A 12,993-nucleotide genomic window follows, 5' to 3' on the forward strand; every position below is an offset into this window, starting at 1 on the left:
ACTATTTCTTAGAAGCAGAGTAAATGGTTGCAACTCCAAAAGTTTGAGGCATAGCCACTACATCTATAAACCCAATTTTTCGTAAAATATTGTTCAGCGCCTCACCATAAGGAAAAGCAGCGGCAGATTCAGATAAATAACCGTAAGCGGAATTGTCTTTTGAGAATAATTTCCCGATCAGTGGAAGTATATTTTTCGTGTAAAAACGATATCCTTGTTTGCAAGGTGTTTTGTCCGGTACAGAAGTTTCTAAAATTACAAATACACCATTTGGCTTTAGAACCCTTAGAATTTCAGCAAAACCTTTTTCGAGATTTTCGAAGTTTCGTACACCAAAACCAACAGTGATGGCATCAAAATGATTGTCTTCAAAAGGGATGTTTTCAGAATCTCCTAAAACTAACTCAATAACATTTGATAATTTTTTTTCCTCTACTTTTCTTTTCCCAACTTCAAGCATTCCTGCTGAAATATCTAAACCAATGATTTTCTCTGCATTCGTTTGTGCCATTAAAATAGCTAAATCACCTGTTCCAGTGGCAATATCAAGGATGATTTTTGGTTTAGTATCAGAAACTATTTTTAATACCTTCTTTCTCCACTTAATATCAATTCCAAATGAAATTACGCGGTTTAAATTATCATAGTTCCCAGAGATCGTATCAAACATTTGAGCAACTTGTTCTTTTTTGCCTAATGTAGAGTTTTTATACGGAGTTATTTTTTCAGACATTTTTTTTATTTACGCAAATATAATACAAATCTTCTTTAACTGTAATTCAGTTTTTTAATTTGTAAATCAAATGTTTCAGAAAAGGAGAAATTTAGCGAAGTATTGGCGGATTAGGTTCCAAAGTAGGGGTTAACTGAGGGTGTATTTAAACCATATAAGTGATGTAAGTTCATTTTAGATTTATTTTTCGCTTCTTGTAGAATTCATCTTTATTTGAAGAGGTGACAGTTTAGTGTTTTATGTATAGGAAAGAATTGGCAGAAAAGTTTTAAAGATAGTTTCTCTTTATGAAAAAAGCGTTGTAATTTTTACTTCCCCACAGCTTCTGAACTTGATCCGTATTGGTTTTTTTACCCTAACCATAAAAGGGTATTTTGCAAAAATCACGGTAAGTGGGTATTGTGAGGGTAAGAATTTATGGCCAATTTTGTCCTGTTGTTAATCTGAATTTGTAATGATTATTGACAACTTAGTGACTTAAATCAAATGAATTTCCCCGTGCTTGTTATTTATTTGTTCTTGCAGTAGTTTTTTAAAGTATGGCTCTTGTAGTGATACTCTTTTTAAAGCGCAATACGTTCTTAGGATTAAATTTGTTTTTGGAAATTTTAATTTTCTTTGCCTTTAATGCCTTCGTGGTATTTGGTGTTAAAGGCTTTTTTTTGAGTAGTGTCTCAAAAAAATCGAATCCAATTTTATAACAATCATTTATGTCAGATGATTGTTATTTTTATCAAATTCTACTCTTGAATAGTCCTAAGTTGGAGATCATTTTTCATTAAAAACATCCTCGTTTTGAGGATGTTTTTTAATTTTAGGCTTTAACGAAAGTTTCGTAGGTATAGTCGTAAAGATGTTTTTCGTCTTTTATATTAGTTTCAGATTCTACTAGCAGCCATTCGTCTTTGTTGATGTCAGGGAAAAAAGCATCCGCTTCAAAGCTGTGATGTACCCTTGTTATTTCTAAAACATCAGCAAAAGGCATTGCTAGGGTATAGATTTCTCCTCCTCCAATAATAAAAGAATCTTCGTTTTTTGGGCATTTTGCGATTGCTTCACTTATGCTTTTTACTACAATACAACCCTCGGGCTGATAGTTTTCCTGACGCGTTATCACCACATGAGTCCGGTTTGGTAAAGGTTTTGGAAAACTCTCAAAAGTTTTCCTTCCCATTATGATATGGTGGTTCGTTGTAAGAGCTTTAAATCTTTTGAAATCATTTGGTAAGTGCCAAACCAATTCATTGTTTTTTCCAAGAGCATTGTTTTCGGCAACTGCCGCTATCATTATAATCATGGTATTCTGAACTAAATTTTATTTTCGGTATCCTCGTTTATTTTTGACTCTAATTGACTGATTCTTTTTTGCTGTAAAGCAACAAGTCTGTCAATTTGTTCTCTTTCCCAGTTTTTATTCATGAATCGGTCTGTTATGTACACTTTTATAAAATGGAGTATAAATATAAATAACCATATTGTGATCGTCCAAACGCACCAATTTTGATTGGTAGTGGTAACGCCAAATCCAAAAAACCTATTGGCAATAAATAAAAACAAACTGCCTATAAGAAAAAGGACGAAATGAAAATATAATACTTTTTTCTGTCTGATTCTTCTTCTGGCATACTCGTATTGTTCGTGCACTTCTTTTTCCATAAGATTTAAAAAATAATGAGATTATAAAGTTAGAATTTATTTTGAAATCACAATATTTTGAACATGGATTATTTATTTTTAAAAGAGTTAATTATCTGAAATCCAAAATTAAAGATGGAATTAATTAGGAATAGAGAAAAAAATAGAATCCCTTTTTGATATTATCATAAATCGGTTTTCCCGATGTTGAATGTTCAGTTGAATTTGTGTAATTTAGGTGTACTAATCTAAAAATTAAATAGTTATGGCTTTGAAAAAACAGTTTGTAAAAACAAAACCGGTATGTAAAGTTACATTTTCAATTGATGCTAAAGAGGCTAGTGCGGTAGCTGTGGTTGGGGATTTTAACAATTGGAATGCCCAGGAAGGTACTTTGAGTAAGTTGAAAAACGGAACTTTTAAAGCTACTTACGACTTGGTTAAAGATGCGATCTACGAGTTTAAATATGTAATTGACGGAAGTTATGTTAATGATCCCGAAGCAGACTCGTATCAATGGAATGATTTCGCAGGAAGCGAAAATAGTGTACTGGTAGTATAAAAAAATCCGCTAAAAAGCGGATTTTGTATTTATACAGCAACACTGCCTTTTATACCGGCGTGTGGTTCGTAATCTAATAAGGTGAAATCTTTGTAATCAAAATCAAAAATGTTTTTAATCTCCGGATTTAAAATCATTTTTGGTAATGGTTTTGGTTCGCGTGTTAATTGCAATTCCAGTTGCTCAAAATGATTGTTGTAGATGTGTGCATCTCCAAAAGTGTGTATGAATTCTCCTTGTTCCAAATCGCAAACTTGTGCGATCATCATCGTTAAGAGCGCATAAGAAGCGATATTAAAAGGTACTCCTAAAAAGATATCGGCACTTCGTTGGTAGAGCTGACAGGATAACTTGCCTTTTGTTTCTCCTTTAGTCTCATCAGGACTTGTTACATAAAACTGGAAAAAGGCATGGCAAGGCGGCAAAGCGGCTTTGTTGTTTGCTACATTCTCCTCAAATGATTTTTTTGTATCAGGTAAAACCGAAGGATTCCATGCAGAAACCAACATTCTTCGGCTATTTGGATTAGTTTTTAATTCGGTAATTAATTCAGAAATCTGATCGATTTCTTCACTGTTCCAATTGCGCCACTGATGTCCGTAAACAGGTCCTAAATCGCCATTTGAATCTGCCCAGGCATCCCAAATTTTAACTCCGTTTTCCTGAAGGTAAGCAATGTTGGTATCGCCTTTTAAAAACCAAAGCAATTCGTATATGATCGATTTTAAGTGTAATTTTTTGGTCGTAACCATTGGGAAACCTTCACTTAAATCAAAACGCATCTGGTAGCCAAAAACACTTTTTGTTCCTGTCCCTGTACGGTCTCCTTTTTGACAACCGTTTTCTAAAACATGTTGTACTAAATCTAAGTATTGTTTCATAGTTGGTTTATTCGTTTGACTGTTGCATCGTTTAATCGATTTCACAAATAAACGGTTTAACGATTAAACAGAATGTTTATCTTTTCGAAATCTCGTCTCTGATTTTAGCTGCTTTTTCATAATCTTCCTGAGAAACTGCCTGATCCAGAAGGTCGTTTAGTTCTTGTAAGCTATGTTTGGCATAAACATCACCGGATTGATTGCTTTCTTCTTCGCGCCCAAAAGTCTCCGGATTTGACAATACATCGTCTATTTCCTGAGCGCCCTGATCAGTGTCTGCAGAATTTGATTTTAAATAGATTCCGGCCTTATCCAGTATGTTTTTGTAAGTGAAAATTGGAGCGTTAAAGCGCAATGCTAAAGCAATCGCATCAGATGTTCTGGCATCAATGATTTCTTCGATTTTGTCTCTTTCGCAAATTAAACTCGAATAAAAAACACCATCAACAAGTTTGTGAATGATGACTTGTTTGACTACAATATCAAATCTTTCTGCGAAGTTTTTGAATAAATCGTGCGTTAAAGGGCGAGGAGGTTTTATTTCCTTTTCTAAGGCAATAGCAATCGATTGGGCTTCAAAAGCACCAATAACAATGGGAAGTTTTCTTTCGCCATCGACTTCATTCAAAATAAGGGCATAAGCACCATTTTGAGTTTGACTGTATGATATTCCTTTTATGGATAGTTTTACTAGACTCATATATGTGGGTAAAAAAGGGCAATTAATGCCTCATTTTAATACTTTTTTTGATTGAAAAATAAAGGTGCAATTTTAATCAAAAAATATGGAACAAAAAAGCTACCTAAAGCAAAGATACGATTATCTTGTTTTTAGGCAGCTATATTTTTATAGAGAATTTTGAGATCTAAGAATGTTGTGCTTTAAAAGCTTTTAGTTTCTCAATTAATTGTGGTACAATTTCAAATGCATCTCCAACTACACCGTAATCTGCTACTTTAAAGAAAGGAGCCTCAGGATCGTTGTTGATAACTACTTTTACTTTAGAGGAGTTGATTCCTGCAATATGTTGAATAGCTCCGGAGATTCCGATTGCAATATAAAGGTTAGTTGCAACTGGTTTTCCTGTTTGTCCAACGTGCTCGCTGTGAGGTCTCCAGCCTAAGTCAGAAACCGGCTTAGAACAAGCAGTTGCTGCACCAAGAACAGCAGCTAAATCTTCTATTAATCCCCAGTTTTCAGGACCTTTTAGTCCACGTCCACCAGAAACTACCGTGTCAGCATCAGCGATTGAAACTTTTCCGGTTACTTTTTCTACTGATTCTACTTTTACTCCAAAGTCATTATCTCCAATAGTTGGGTTAAAGTCTTCTTCAGTTGCAGATCCTGCGCTTTCGAAAATTCCGTAAGAGTTTTTAGCTAAACCAAGCACTTTTACATCGGTATCGATTTGTGTAATGTTGAAAGCTTTGTTAGAGAAAGCATTTCTTTTTACCTGAAAAGGAGAAGTGCTAACCGGTAAACCAACGACATTAGAAGCAAATCCGGCTTCTAAAGATACTGCTACAAGAGATGAAAGGTAAATACTGTCTGTTGTAGAAGAAAGTAAAACTAATTTTGTTCCTTCTTTTTGAGCAGCTTGTTTGATTACATCAGCATACGCTTTTGCAGTAAAACCAGCTAATTTGTCGTTGTTTACTTTTAAAACTTTATCTACTCCGTATTTTGACAATTCGCTTACGTCGCTAATGTTAACCGTTAAAGCGGTTACGGTTGTTCCTAAAGTTTCGGCTACCTTTTTAGCATATGAAGCTAATTCAAAAGCAACTTTTTTAAATTTTCCTTCTGCAGATTCTGCATATATTAATATTGACATACTATTTTTTGTTTAGAAGTTTAAAGTTTCAGTTTTCAAGTTGGTTAACTGAAAACTGTGACTAAATACTGATTACTAGATTACTTTCGCTTCGTTGTGTAATAAATTGATTAACTCATCTAAATTATCAGGAGCAACTAATTTTACTGCTGATTTAGGAGCTGGTTTTTCAAATTTAACCGCTTTTGTATTTACAGGAGCGTCAACCGGCTCAAGAATAGTAAGTGCTTTTGTTCTTGCAGTCATAATTCCTCTCATGTTTGGAATACGCAAGTCTTTTTCTTCAACAAGACCTTTTTGACCTCCAATAATTAAAGGTAAAGTAGTGCTTACAGTTTCTTTTCCTCCGTCAATTTCACGAACGGCTTTTACATTGTTACCTTCAACTGTTATGCTGGTACAAGAGTTTAAAAAGTTAGAACCTGTAATTCCTGCGATCATTCCCGGAACCATTCCTCCGTTGTAATCTAAAGACTCTTTTCCGGCAATTACTAAATCGTAACCACCATTTTTGATTACTTCAGCAAGTTGTTTTGCAACAAAAAAACCATCAGTTGGGTTTGCGTTTACACGAATTGCTTCGTTTGCTCCAATTGCTAAAGCTTTGCGTAAAGTTGGTTCAGTATCAGGACCTCCAACATTTACTACCGTTACTGTAGCTCCTTGTTGTTCCTGGAACCAGATTGCACGTGTTAAACCAAACTCATCGTTAGGATTAATTACGTATTGTACACCATTGGTATCGAATTCTGAGTCACCATTTGAGAAGTTAATTTTTGAAGTAGTATCAGGCACGTGGCTGATGCAAACTAATATTTTCATAAGTATGATAGTTTATAGTTATAATATTCATTTACAAATTTAGAAATTAAAATCGAAATAATATACTATGCATGCATAATATTTTTTGAAAACTATTACGATTTCGAGGATTCCGCATTTTCGATGACCTTTCATCGGAAAACAAAAACAAATATACATTCTTTTTTGTTGATTCTTAGGGATTTTGCAATCTTGTAATGTCTGATAATCGATGAAAATGATGTGATTTATGGCGTAATTTTACAATAGTTTGTTTTTTTTAATTGTAATCAAACAAATAAAATGGAGTTTGTTATTAAAATACTATTTAAAGAATAAAAACGTTAATATATCGATTTCGTAAATATCTCAATATTTTTTTTAGAGTAAAAACCTAAAGCGAGAGTGAAGTTCCTGTGATTTTAAATTTAATTTATGCTTTTAAGTTATTTAAAATATTTATTTTTGCTCTTCAGAAAATTCAACATACAATATAAATATGAGAACAATACAATTTAGAGAGGCCATTTGTGAAGCGATGAGCGAAGAAATGCGTCACGATGAATCCATATATTTAATGGGCGAGGAAGTCGCAGAATACAATGGAGCTTATAAAGCTTCAAAAGGAATGCTTGCTGAGTTTGGCGAAAAAAGAGTAATTGATACTCCGATTGCGGAACTTGGTTTTACAGGAATTGCAGTAGGATCAGCTATGAATGGTTGTCGTCCTATCGTAGAGTATATGACTTTTAACTTCTGTTTAGTTGGTATTGATCAAATTATAAATAATGCTGCTAAAATGCGTCAAATGACAGGTGGACAATTTAATGTGCCTATCGTTTTCCGTGGACCAACTGCTTCTGCAGGTCAATTAGGAGCAACTCACTCACAAGCTTTAGAAAACTGGTTTGCTAATACTCCGGGTCTTAAAGTAGTTGTACCTTCAACTCCTTATGATGCAAAAGGACTTTTAAAATCAGCTATTCGTGATAATGATCCTGTAATTTTTATGGAATCAGAGCAAATGTATGGTGATAAAGGTGAAGTGCCGGACGGAGAATACACGATTCCATTAGGAGTTGCTGATATTAAACGTGAAGGAAAAGATGTTACGATTGTTTCTTTCGGAAAAATCATCAAAGAAGCTTTTATTGCTGCTGATGAATTAGCTAAAGAAGGAATCTCTTGTGAGATCATCGATTTAAGAACAGTTCGTCCTATGGATAAAGATGCTATTCTTACTTCTGTTAAAAAAACAAACCGTTTAGTAATCTTAGAAGAAGCTTGGCCATTTGCAAGTATTTCTTCTGAAATAACGTATATCGTTCAAGAACAAGCGTTCGATTTCCTTGATGCGCCAATTCAACGTATTACAACTGCAGATACTCCTGCACCTTACTCTCCTGTTTTACTAAAAGACTGGTTGCCAAACGCAGCTGATGTTGTAAAAGCAGTAAAGAAAGTAATGTACAAATAGTTCTTAAACAACACTTATAAAACTTCATCAGTCATATTTAATTGATGAAGTTTTTTTTTACCAGATGATGAAAAAAATAATTCTATTTAGCCTGTTTTTTGTATTTGCATTTGTGAATATCGCTACTGCACAAACTAAAGTGAGCGGAATTGTTTTAGACAAATCTAATCAGCCAATTCCGTTTGCCAATGTTGTTTTTAAAGGCTCAAGTACAGGAATTGTTTCTAATGAAGATGGACGTTTTTATCTGGAATCCCCTAATACCTATACGATTTTGCTAGTGAGCTCGGCAGGATTTTCTGATAAAGAAATTACGTTAGAGAAAGCGGTAAACTATGATTTTAAGATTGTTTTAAGTGAAGCGGAAGCGCTTAATGAAGTTGTTATTTTTACAGGAAAAACATCCAAAAAGAACAATCCGGCATTGGATATTTTGAGGAAAATCTGGGAACGAAAACGTAAAAACGGTTTGTACCAGTTCAATCAATATCAAATGCAGAAGTACGAAAAAGTCGAATTCGATATGAATACGATTGACAGTGCTTTCATGAAAAACAAACTCTTTAAAGGAATGGAGTTTGTATTCAAACACGTTGATACCTCTGAAGTTACGGGAAAAACCTATCTGCCTATTTTTATAAGCGAATCGGTGTACGATGTTTACGGGGACAACAAAATTAAGAAAATAAAAGAAAATATTACCGGAAACAAAACGTCAGGATTTAATGGTAATCAGCAAATTCAGGCTTTTGTAAAGGATCTTTATTCTGATTACAATATTTACGATAACCATCTGAAATTCTTTGATAAGAGCTTTACGAGTCCACTTTCAAGAACAGGAATTGATGTGTATAACTATGTATTGAAAGACAGTACTTATATCGATAAAAAATGGTGTTACAACATTGTTTTTTATCCAAGACGTAAAAATGAACTGACTTTTAAAGGAGATTTTTGGGTAAATGACACCACTTTTGCCATCAAAAAAATAAATATGGCCGTTACCAAAAGCGCCAATATTAACTGGGTAAAAGACATTTATATCGAACAGGAATTTGATGTGCAAAATGACTCCGTTTTTCTGTTAACCCGTGACTATATGATGTCTGATTTTGCTTTGAATAAAAAAGAGAAATCAAAAGGAGTTTATGGTAAACGAACCACATTGTTCAGGAATCATAAATTTAATATTCCCAAGCCCGATAAATTTTATAAAGAAGAAGTCAATTTTATAGACAACGTGGTTTATGACCGACCACCTGAATTTTGGGAAGAAAATCGTTTTGAAAAACTAAATAAAGACGAAGCCGGTATTTATAAAATGCTTGACACGTTGCAAACAGTTAAAAAATTCAAGCAACTTTATAGTTTAGTTTCGATATTAGGAAGCGGTTATGTCGAGTTTAAAAATTTCGATTACGGACCTATTTTTTCCACATTTGGGTACAATGAAGTCGAAGGTTTGCGTTTGCGTGTAGGAGGTCGTACCTATTTTGGGCCAAACGATCCTTGGCGTATACAGGCTTACACGGCGTATGGTTTTGATGACAATAAATTTAAATATGGTGTTTCCGGAAAATGGATGGTGGATAAGAAAAACCGAATCATTATTTCTGGAGGGAACAGGCGGGACATCGAGCAGATTGGTGCCAGTTTAACTACAACCAATGACATTTTAGGAAGAAGTTTTGCGTCCTCAGCTTTGTTTACAACAGGCAGTAACGGAAAATTAACGAATATCAATTTAAGCAATGTTTCCTTCGAAATGGAACCATTAAAAAATTTCGTTTTCCAGGCCGGTGTTTCGTATCGAACATTAGAATCGGCTTCGCCAACGTTTAGTTTAGATTATTATACGACTTTGCCAACAACTGCAAATCCTGCCGGAGTTGTAGCAAGTGCGGTAAAACAATTCGAAGCAAACATTCAATTCGAATTTATGCCAAATCGCAAAACGATTGGTTTTGGTGTAGAACGAAAACTTGTTGATAGCCCTTTTAGTCATTTCTTTGTTAATTTCAGTTATGGACTTAAAGGTGTTTTAGACAGTGATTTTGCCTACGAAAAAATTCAATTATTCTACAAGCAACCCATTATTATCGGACCTTTAGGAAGATCAAATATTATTCTTGAAACCGGGAAAACTTTCGGAACTATTCCGTTGGGGTTAATGAGTGTAATACCGGGGAATCAAACTTATTTTACAATAGAGAATACCTTTAGTAACTTGAATTTCTATGAATTCATAACGGATCAGTATACTACTTTACAATGGAATCATGATTTTGGTGGAAGATTGTTCTCCAGAGTTCCTTTTATGAGGAAATTAAACTGGAGAGAGTTTGTAGGGATAAAAGCCGTTCACGGTACTATATCTAATGCCAACCGAGCTATAAATGCCTCACAACAGCCTTATAATGCACCTGAAAATGTGTATTGGGAGTACAATGCCGGTATTGGAAATATATTCAAAGTATTCCGAATTGATTTCTCTTGGAGAGGAAGTTACTTAAATACACCCGATGCAAATAAATTTGCAGTAAAAGGATCGTTCGGCTTTTATTTTTAGTAAAAGGTAAATATATTTTTGTTAATTTAGTTTCTATGAGTGCAACCGTAGAAACTAGTAATTTAAATTGGACAACTAATCTTAGGGTTTTAGCCACTATTAGCGTAATCTTTGTTCATGTAGCGTGTGATATCCTTTATAAATATGGGAATATCTCCAATTTTGTTTGGTGGACAGGAAATGTGTATGACAGCATAGTTCGTTTTTGTGTACCGATTTTCCTGATGCTTACCGGAGCGTTAATGCTCAACAAAAAATACGAATTAGGTGATTTTCTGAAAAAGAAGTTCTCCAGAATAATTTTGCCTTTTCTCTTTTGGAGTTTTTTTTATGTGCTGTTGGCTTTGCGTGACGCCTCTTTAGTGCATCCTGAGATGTCATTATTAGAAGGGAGTAAACTGGCTCTTAATCTGATTGCGACAGGAAGTTCCTTTCATTTATGGTATATTTACATGATTATTGGGATCTATCTTTTTATGCCAATTCTAAGTAAATGGGTTCAGAATGCCAATGAAAAAGAGATACTTTACTTTATAGCGATCTGGGTTTTTACTTTATTTCTAAATCAGCCTATTTTTCGTGAATTTCGGATTAATGTTGATTTTACCTATTTTGCGGGTTTTTTGGGTTATCTGATCTTAGGGTATTATTTGTCAATTAAGTCATTTAAATATGATGTAAAAACACTCAAGCAAATTTCTTTACTGTTGTTTTTCTTAGGTATAATCGTTACGATTTTTGGCACCTATTTTTTATCAGTTGCAGAGAATCGTTTTAATGAATATTTTTATGGAGGGCTGACTTTTAATATTGTAATTGTTTCTGCGGGATTGTTTATTTACTTTAAAAATTCAAAAATTTCAAATCCTGTCCTTGTTCAGATAATCAATTTTATAAATACCTATAGTTATGGGATTTATTTGGTTCATATTTTAGTTCTTCGATTTTTGGTGTCTTTGGGTATTGACTATGACTTTATAAATCCTGTTTTGGCAATTCCAATTACTAGTGCTTTATGTTTGTCTATTTCAGCATTAATTATCTATTGTGTAAATAAACTGCCTTATGGAAAGTATATTTCAGGATAATTGAAAATAGAAAAAAATGCAGGATAATAAGACCGTTTGGAATTTGATGACCCGATGTTTTCGCATGGAATAAATCCATAATTTTAGTTAATTTTGGAAGACGCTAAAATCCATCTTATGCAAGAAGCCATCGATTTCCTCTCCGGTAAAAATCCAATATTTCAGGAAATAATTGATAAATACGGATTGCCCCCAATTCCAAAACGTCCACAAGGTTTTGAAACATTAGTATTGCTCATACTCGAGCAGCAGGTTTCTATAGATTCGGCAAAAGCCACATTCTTGAAAATAAAAGCCTATACCATTTGTAATCCTGAAACAATGGCTGTTTTGTCTGACGAAGAGTTTAGAGCTCTTGGGGTGAGTCGTCAAAAAACACTGTATATCAAAATTTTAGCAGAAGCTGTTTTAAGCAGAGAATTAGACATTGAAAGTTTAGCGATAAAACCGGCGCAACAAGTACGTGAGGAACTCATAAGGCTAAAAGGAATCGGAAACTGGACTATTGATATCTATCTGATGTTTTGTTTGCAGGAGCCCGATTTAATTCCGCTTGGAGATATCGCAGTGGTAAATACCATCAAAGAATTGTTGGATATTCACGATAAACAGGAAATGGAAATTCATGCCCGACAATGGAGTCCTTACCGGTCTTATGCGACCTATTTGCTCTGGCATTATTACTTAAATAAGCGAAATAGAAAAATTACCTATTAAATGCTTGTTTTTTAAAAGATAATGCAGATAATTTAAGCGGTTTTTTTATTGTAAACATAGATTCTTTAGTTACTTTTGCAACCGAAATTATAGAATTAATAAAAAACAAAAATGACCGCAGACAAACTAACAACTTTCGATGTATTAATCGAAATACCAAGAGGAAGCAGAAATAAATATGAGTACGATTTTGAAATTAAAAGAATGCGTTTCGACAGAATGTTATTCTCTTCAATGATGTACCCGGCTGATTACGGATTTATTCCGGAAACTTTAGCACTTGACGGTGACCCTCTTGACGTATTGGTTTTGGTAACTGAACCAACTTTCCCAGGATGTGTTATGGAAGTAAAACCAATCGGTGTTTTCCATATGGCAGACGATAAAGGACCAGACGAGAAAATTATTTGTGTACCTGTTTCAGATCCAATCTGGAATTCATTAACAGACTTGTCAGACATAAACCCACACTTAGTAAAAGAAATCGAGCATTTCTTCCAGGTTTACAAAGATCTTGAAAACAAAAAGGTTGATGTTGAAGGATGGGGAGACGTAAACGAAGCATTTGCTATTATTGCAGAGTGCACAAAACGTTTTGATGATATCGAAAATAAACCAGAGGGATTGTTTAGTATTAAATAATTTTAACCTTTGTATTTTATAAAAAAAGCAATACTCCGTCAGGAGTATTGCTT

Annotated in this window: 13 protein-coding genes; 6 read left to right on the forward strand and 7 right to left on the reverse strand. The window is 34.0% G+C overall.

All coding sequences use genetic code 11. The features are described 5' to 3' along the window. Position 1 precedes the first annotated feature (1 nt). The 3 genes from ubiE to LNP23_RS07190 all read right to left on the reverse strand — a co-directional run bounded on the left by ubiE (position 2) and on the right by LNP23_RS07190 (position 2,389). A complete protein-coding gene (gene ubiE / locus LNP23_RS07180) occupies positions 2-733 on the reverse strand; it encodes a bifunctional demethylmenaquinone methyltransferase/2-methoxy-6-polyprenyl-1,4-benzoquinol methylase UbiE (protein ID WP_047772802.1) in 732 nt (243 codons plus the stop codon). An 814-nt stretch (positions 734-1,547) separates the two neighbouring features. Then, complete coding sequence (locus tag LNP23_RS07185) at positions 1,548-2,030, reverse strand: dihydrofolate reductase (RefSeq protein WP_230004412.1); 483 nt, start codon at positions 2,028-2,030, stop codon at positions 1,548-1,550. An 11-nt stretch (positions 2,031-2,041) separates the two neighbouring features. Then, a complete protein-coding gene (locus LNP23_RS07190) occupies positions 2,042-2,389 on the reverse strand; it encodes a 2TM domain-containing protein (protein WP_230004413.1) in 348 nt (115 codons plus the stop codon). A 244-nt stretch (positions 2,390-2,633) separates the two neighbouring features. On the opposite strand from LNP23_RS07190, the gene LNP23_RS07195 reads away from it, so the two are divergent. Further along, on the forward strand, positions 2,634-2,930 hold the full coding sequence (locus tag LNP23_RS07195; RefSeq protein ID WP_230004414.1) for an isoamylase early set domain-containing protein: 297 nt from the start codon (positions 2,634-2,636) through the stop codon (positions 2,928-2,930). A gap of 29 nt (positions 2,931-2,959) precedes the next feature. Here the strand turns inward: LNP23_RS07195 and LNP23_RS07200 are convergent, their stop codons facing one another. The 4 genes from LNP23_RS07200 to LNP23_RS07215 all read right to left on the reverse strand — a co-directional run bounded on the left by LNP23_RS07200 (position 2,960) and on the right by LNP23_RS07215 (position 6,468). Continuing rightward, on the reverse strand, positions 2,960-3,811 hold the full coding sequence (locus LNP23_RS07200) for a thymidylate synthase (protein ID WP_047772811.1): 852 nt from the start codon (positions 3,809-3,811) through the stop codon (positions 2,960-2,962). Between the two features lie 76 nt (positions 3,812-3,887). Beyond that, the gene (locus LNP23_RS07205; protein ID WP_047772813.1) at positions 3,888-4,511 is read right to left on the reverse strand and encodes a bifunctional nuclease family protein; all 624 of its coding nucleotides are present in this window, start codon (positions 4,509-4,511) and stop codon (positions 3,888-3,890) included. 166 nt (positions 4,512-4,677) lie between these two features. Further along, a complete protein-coding gene (locus LNP23_RS07210) occupies positions 4,678-5,646 on the reverse strand; it encodes an electron transfer flavoprotein subunit alpha/FixB family protein (protein ID WP_047772815.1) in 969 nt (322 codons plus the stop codon). Positions 5,647-5,721: 75 nt separating this feature from the next. Further along, a complete protein-coding gene (locus LNP23_RS07215) occupies positions 5,722-6,468 on the reverse strand; it encodes an electron transfer flavoprotein subunit beta/FixA family protein (protein ID WP_047772817.1) in 747 nt (248 codons plus the stop codon). A 478-nt stretch (positions 6,469-6,946) separates the two neighbouring features. Between LNP23_RS07215 and LNP23_RS07220 the strand changes: the two genes are divergently transcribed. From LNP23_RS07220 to LNP23_RS07240, 5 genes are all read left to right on the forward strand, one after another. Next, entirely contained in the window at positions 6,947-7,924 is a 978-nt protein-coding gene (locus LNP23_RS07220) for a pyruvate dehydrogenase complex E1 component subunit beta (RefSeq protein WP_047772819.1), read from the forward strand. Between the two features lie 67 nt (positions 7,925-7,991). Next, positions 7,992-10,493 carry a DUF5686 and carboxypeptidase-like regulatory domain-containing protein gene (locus LNP23_RS07225; protein ID WP_230005142.1) on the forward strand — a complete coding sequence of 834 codons (2,502 nt, stop codon included), beginning with the start codon at positions 7,992-7,994 and terminating at the stop codon, positions 10,491-10,493. Between the two features lie 35 nt (positions 10,494-10,528). Next, positions 10,529-11,581 carry an acyltransferase gene (locus LNP23_RS07230; protein WP_230004415.1) on the forward strand — a complete coding sequence of 351 codons (1,053 nt, stop codon included), beginning with the start codon at positions 10,529-10,531 and terminating at the stop codon, positions 11,579-11,581. A 117-nt stretch (positions 11,582-11,698) separates the two neighbouring features. Next, positions 11,699-12,298 (forward strand): DNA-3-methyladenine glycosylase family protein, encoded by a 600-nt coding sequence (locus LNP23_RS07235; protein WP_230004416.1) that lies wholly within the window; start codon positions 11,699-11,701, stop codon positions 12,296-12,298. 111 nt (positions 12,299-12,409) lie between these two features. Beyond that, positions 12,410-12,940, forward strand: coding sequence for an inorganic diphosphatase (locus LNP23_RS07240; protein WP_047772828.1), 531 nt, complete (start codon positions 12,410-12,412; stop codon positions 12,938-12,940). Positions 12,941-12,993: the final 53 nt, after the last annotated feature.

Source organism: Flavobacterium cupriresistens (assembly GCF_020911925.1).
Classification (GTDB): Bacteria; Bacteroidota; Bacteroidia; order Flavobacteriales; family Flavobacteriaceae; genus Flavobacterium; species Flavobacterium cupriresistens.

Bases quoted from the DNA above. Each gene is read 5' to 3' on its own strand.
- ubiE (WP_047772802.1), bottom strand. From the start codon at position 733: ATGTCTGAAAAAATAACTCCGTATAAAAACTCTACATTAGGCAAAAAA.
- LNP23_RS07185 (WP_230004412.1), bottom strand. From the start codon at position 2,030: ATGATTATAATGATAGCGGCAGTTGCCGAAAACAATGCTCTTGGAAAA.
- LNP23_RS07190 (WP_230004413.1), bottom strand. From the start codon at position 2,389: ATGGAAAAAGAAGTGCACGAACAATACGAGTATGCCAGAAGAAGAATC.
- LNP23_RS07195 (WP_230004414.1), top strand. From the start codon at position 2,634: ATGGCTTTGAAAAAACAGTTTGTAAAAACAAAACCGGTATGTAAAGTT.
- LNP23_RS07200 (WP_047772811.1), bottom strand. From the start codon at position 3,811: ATGAAACAATACTTAGATTTAGTACAACATGTTTTAGAAAACGGTTGT.
- LNP23_RS07205 (WP_047772813.1), bottom strand. From the start codon at position 4,511: ATGAGTCTAGTAAAACTATCCATAAAAGGAATATCATACAGTCAAACT.
- LNP23_RS07210 (WP_047772815.1), bottom strand. From the start codon at position 5,646: ATGTCAATATTAATATATGCAGAATCTGCAGAAGGAAAATTTAAAAAA.
- LNP23_RS07215 (WP_047772817.1), bottom strand. From the start codon at position 6,468: ATGAAAATATTAGTTTGCATCAGCCACGTGCCTGATACTACTTCAAAA.
- LNP23_RS07220 (WP_047772819.1), top strand. From the start codon at position 6,947: ATGAGAACAATACAATTTAGAGAGGCCATTTGTGAAGCGATGAGCGAA.
- LNP23_RS07225 (WP_230005142.1), top strand. From the start codon at position 7,992: ATGAAAAAAATAATTCTATTTAGCCTGTTTTTTGTATTTGCATTTGTG.
- LNP23_RS07230 (WP_230004415.1), top strand. From the start codon at position 10,529: ATGAGTGCAACCGTAGAAACTAGTAATTTAAATTGGACAACTAATCTT.
- LNP23_RS07235 (WP_230004416.1), top strand. From the start codon at position 11,699: ATGCAAGAAGCCATCGATTTCCTCTCCGGTAAAAATCCAATATTTCAG.
- LNP23_RS07240 (WP_047772828.1), top strand. From the start codon at position 12,410: ATGACCGCAGACAAACTAACAACTTTCGATGTATTAATCGAAATACCA.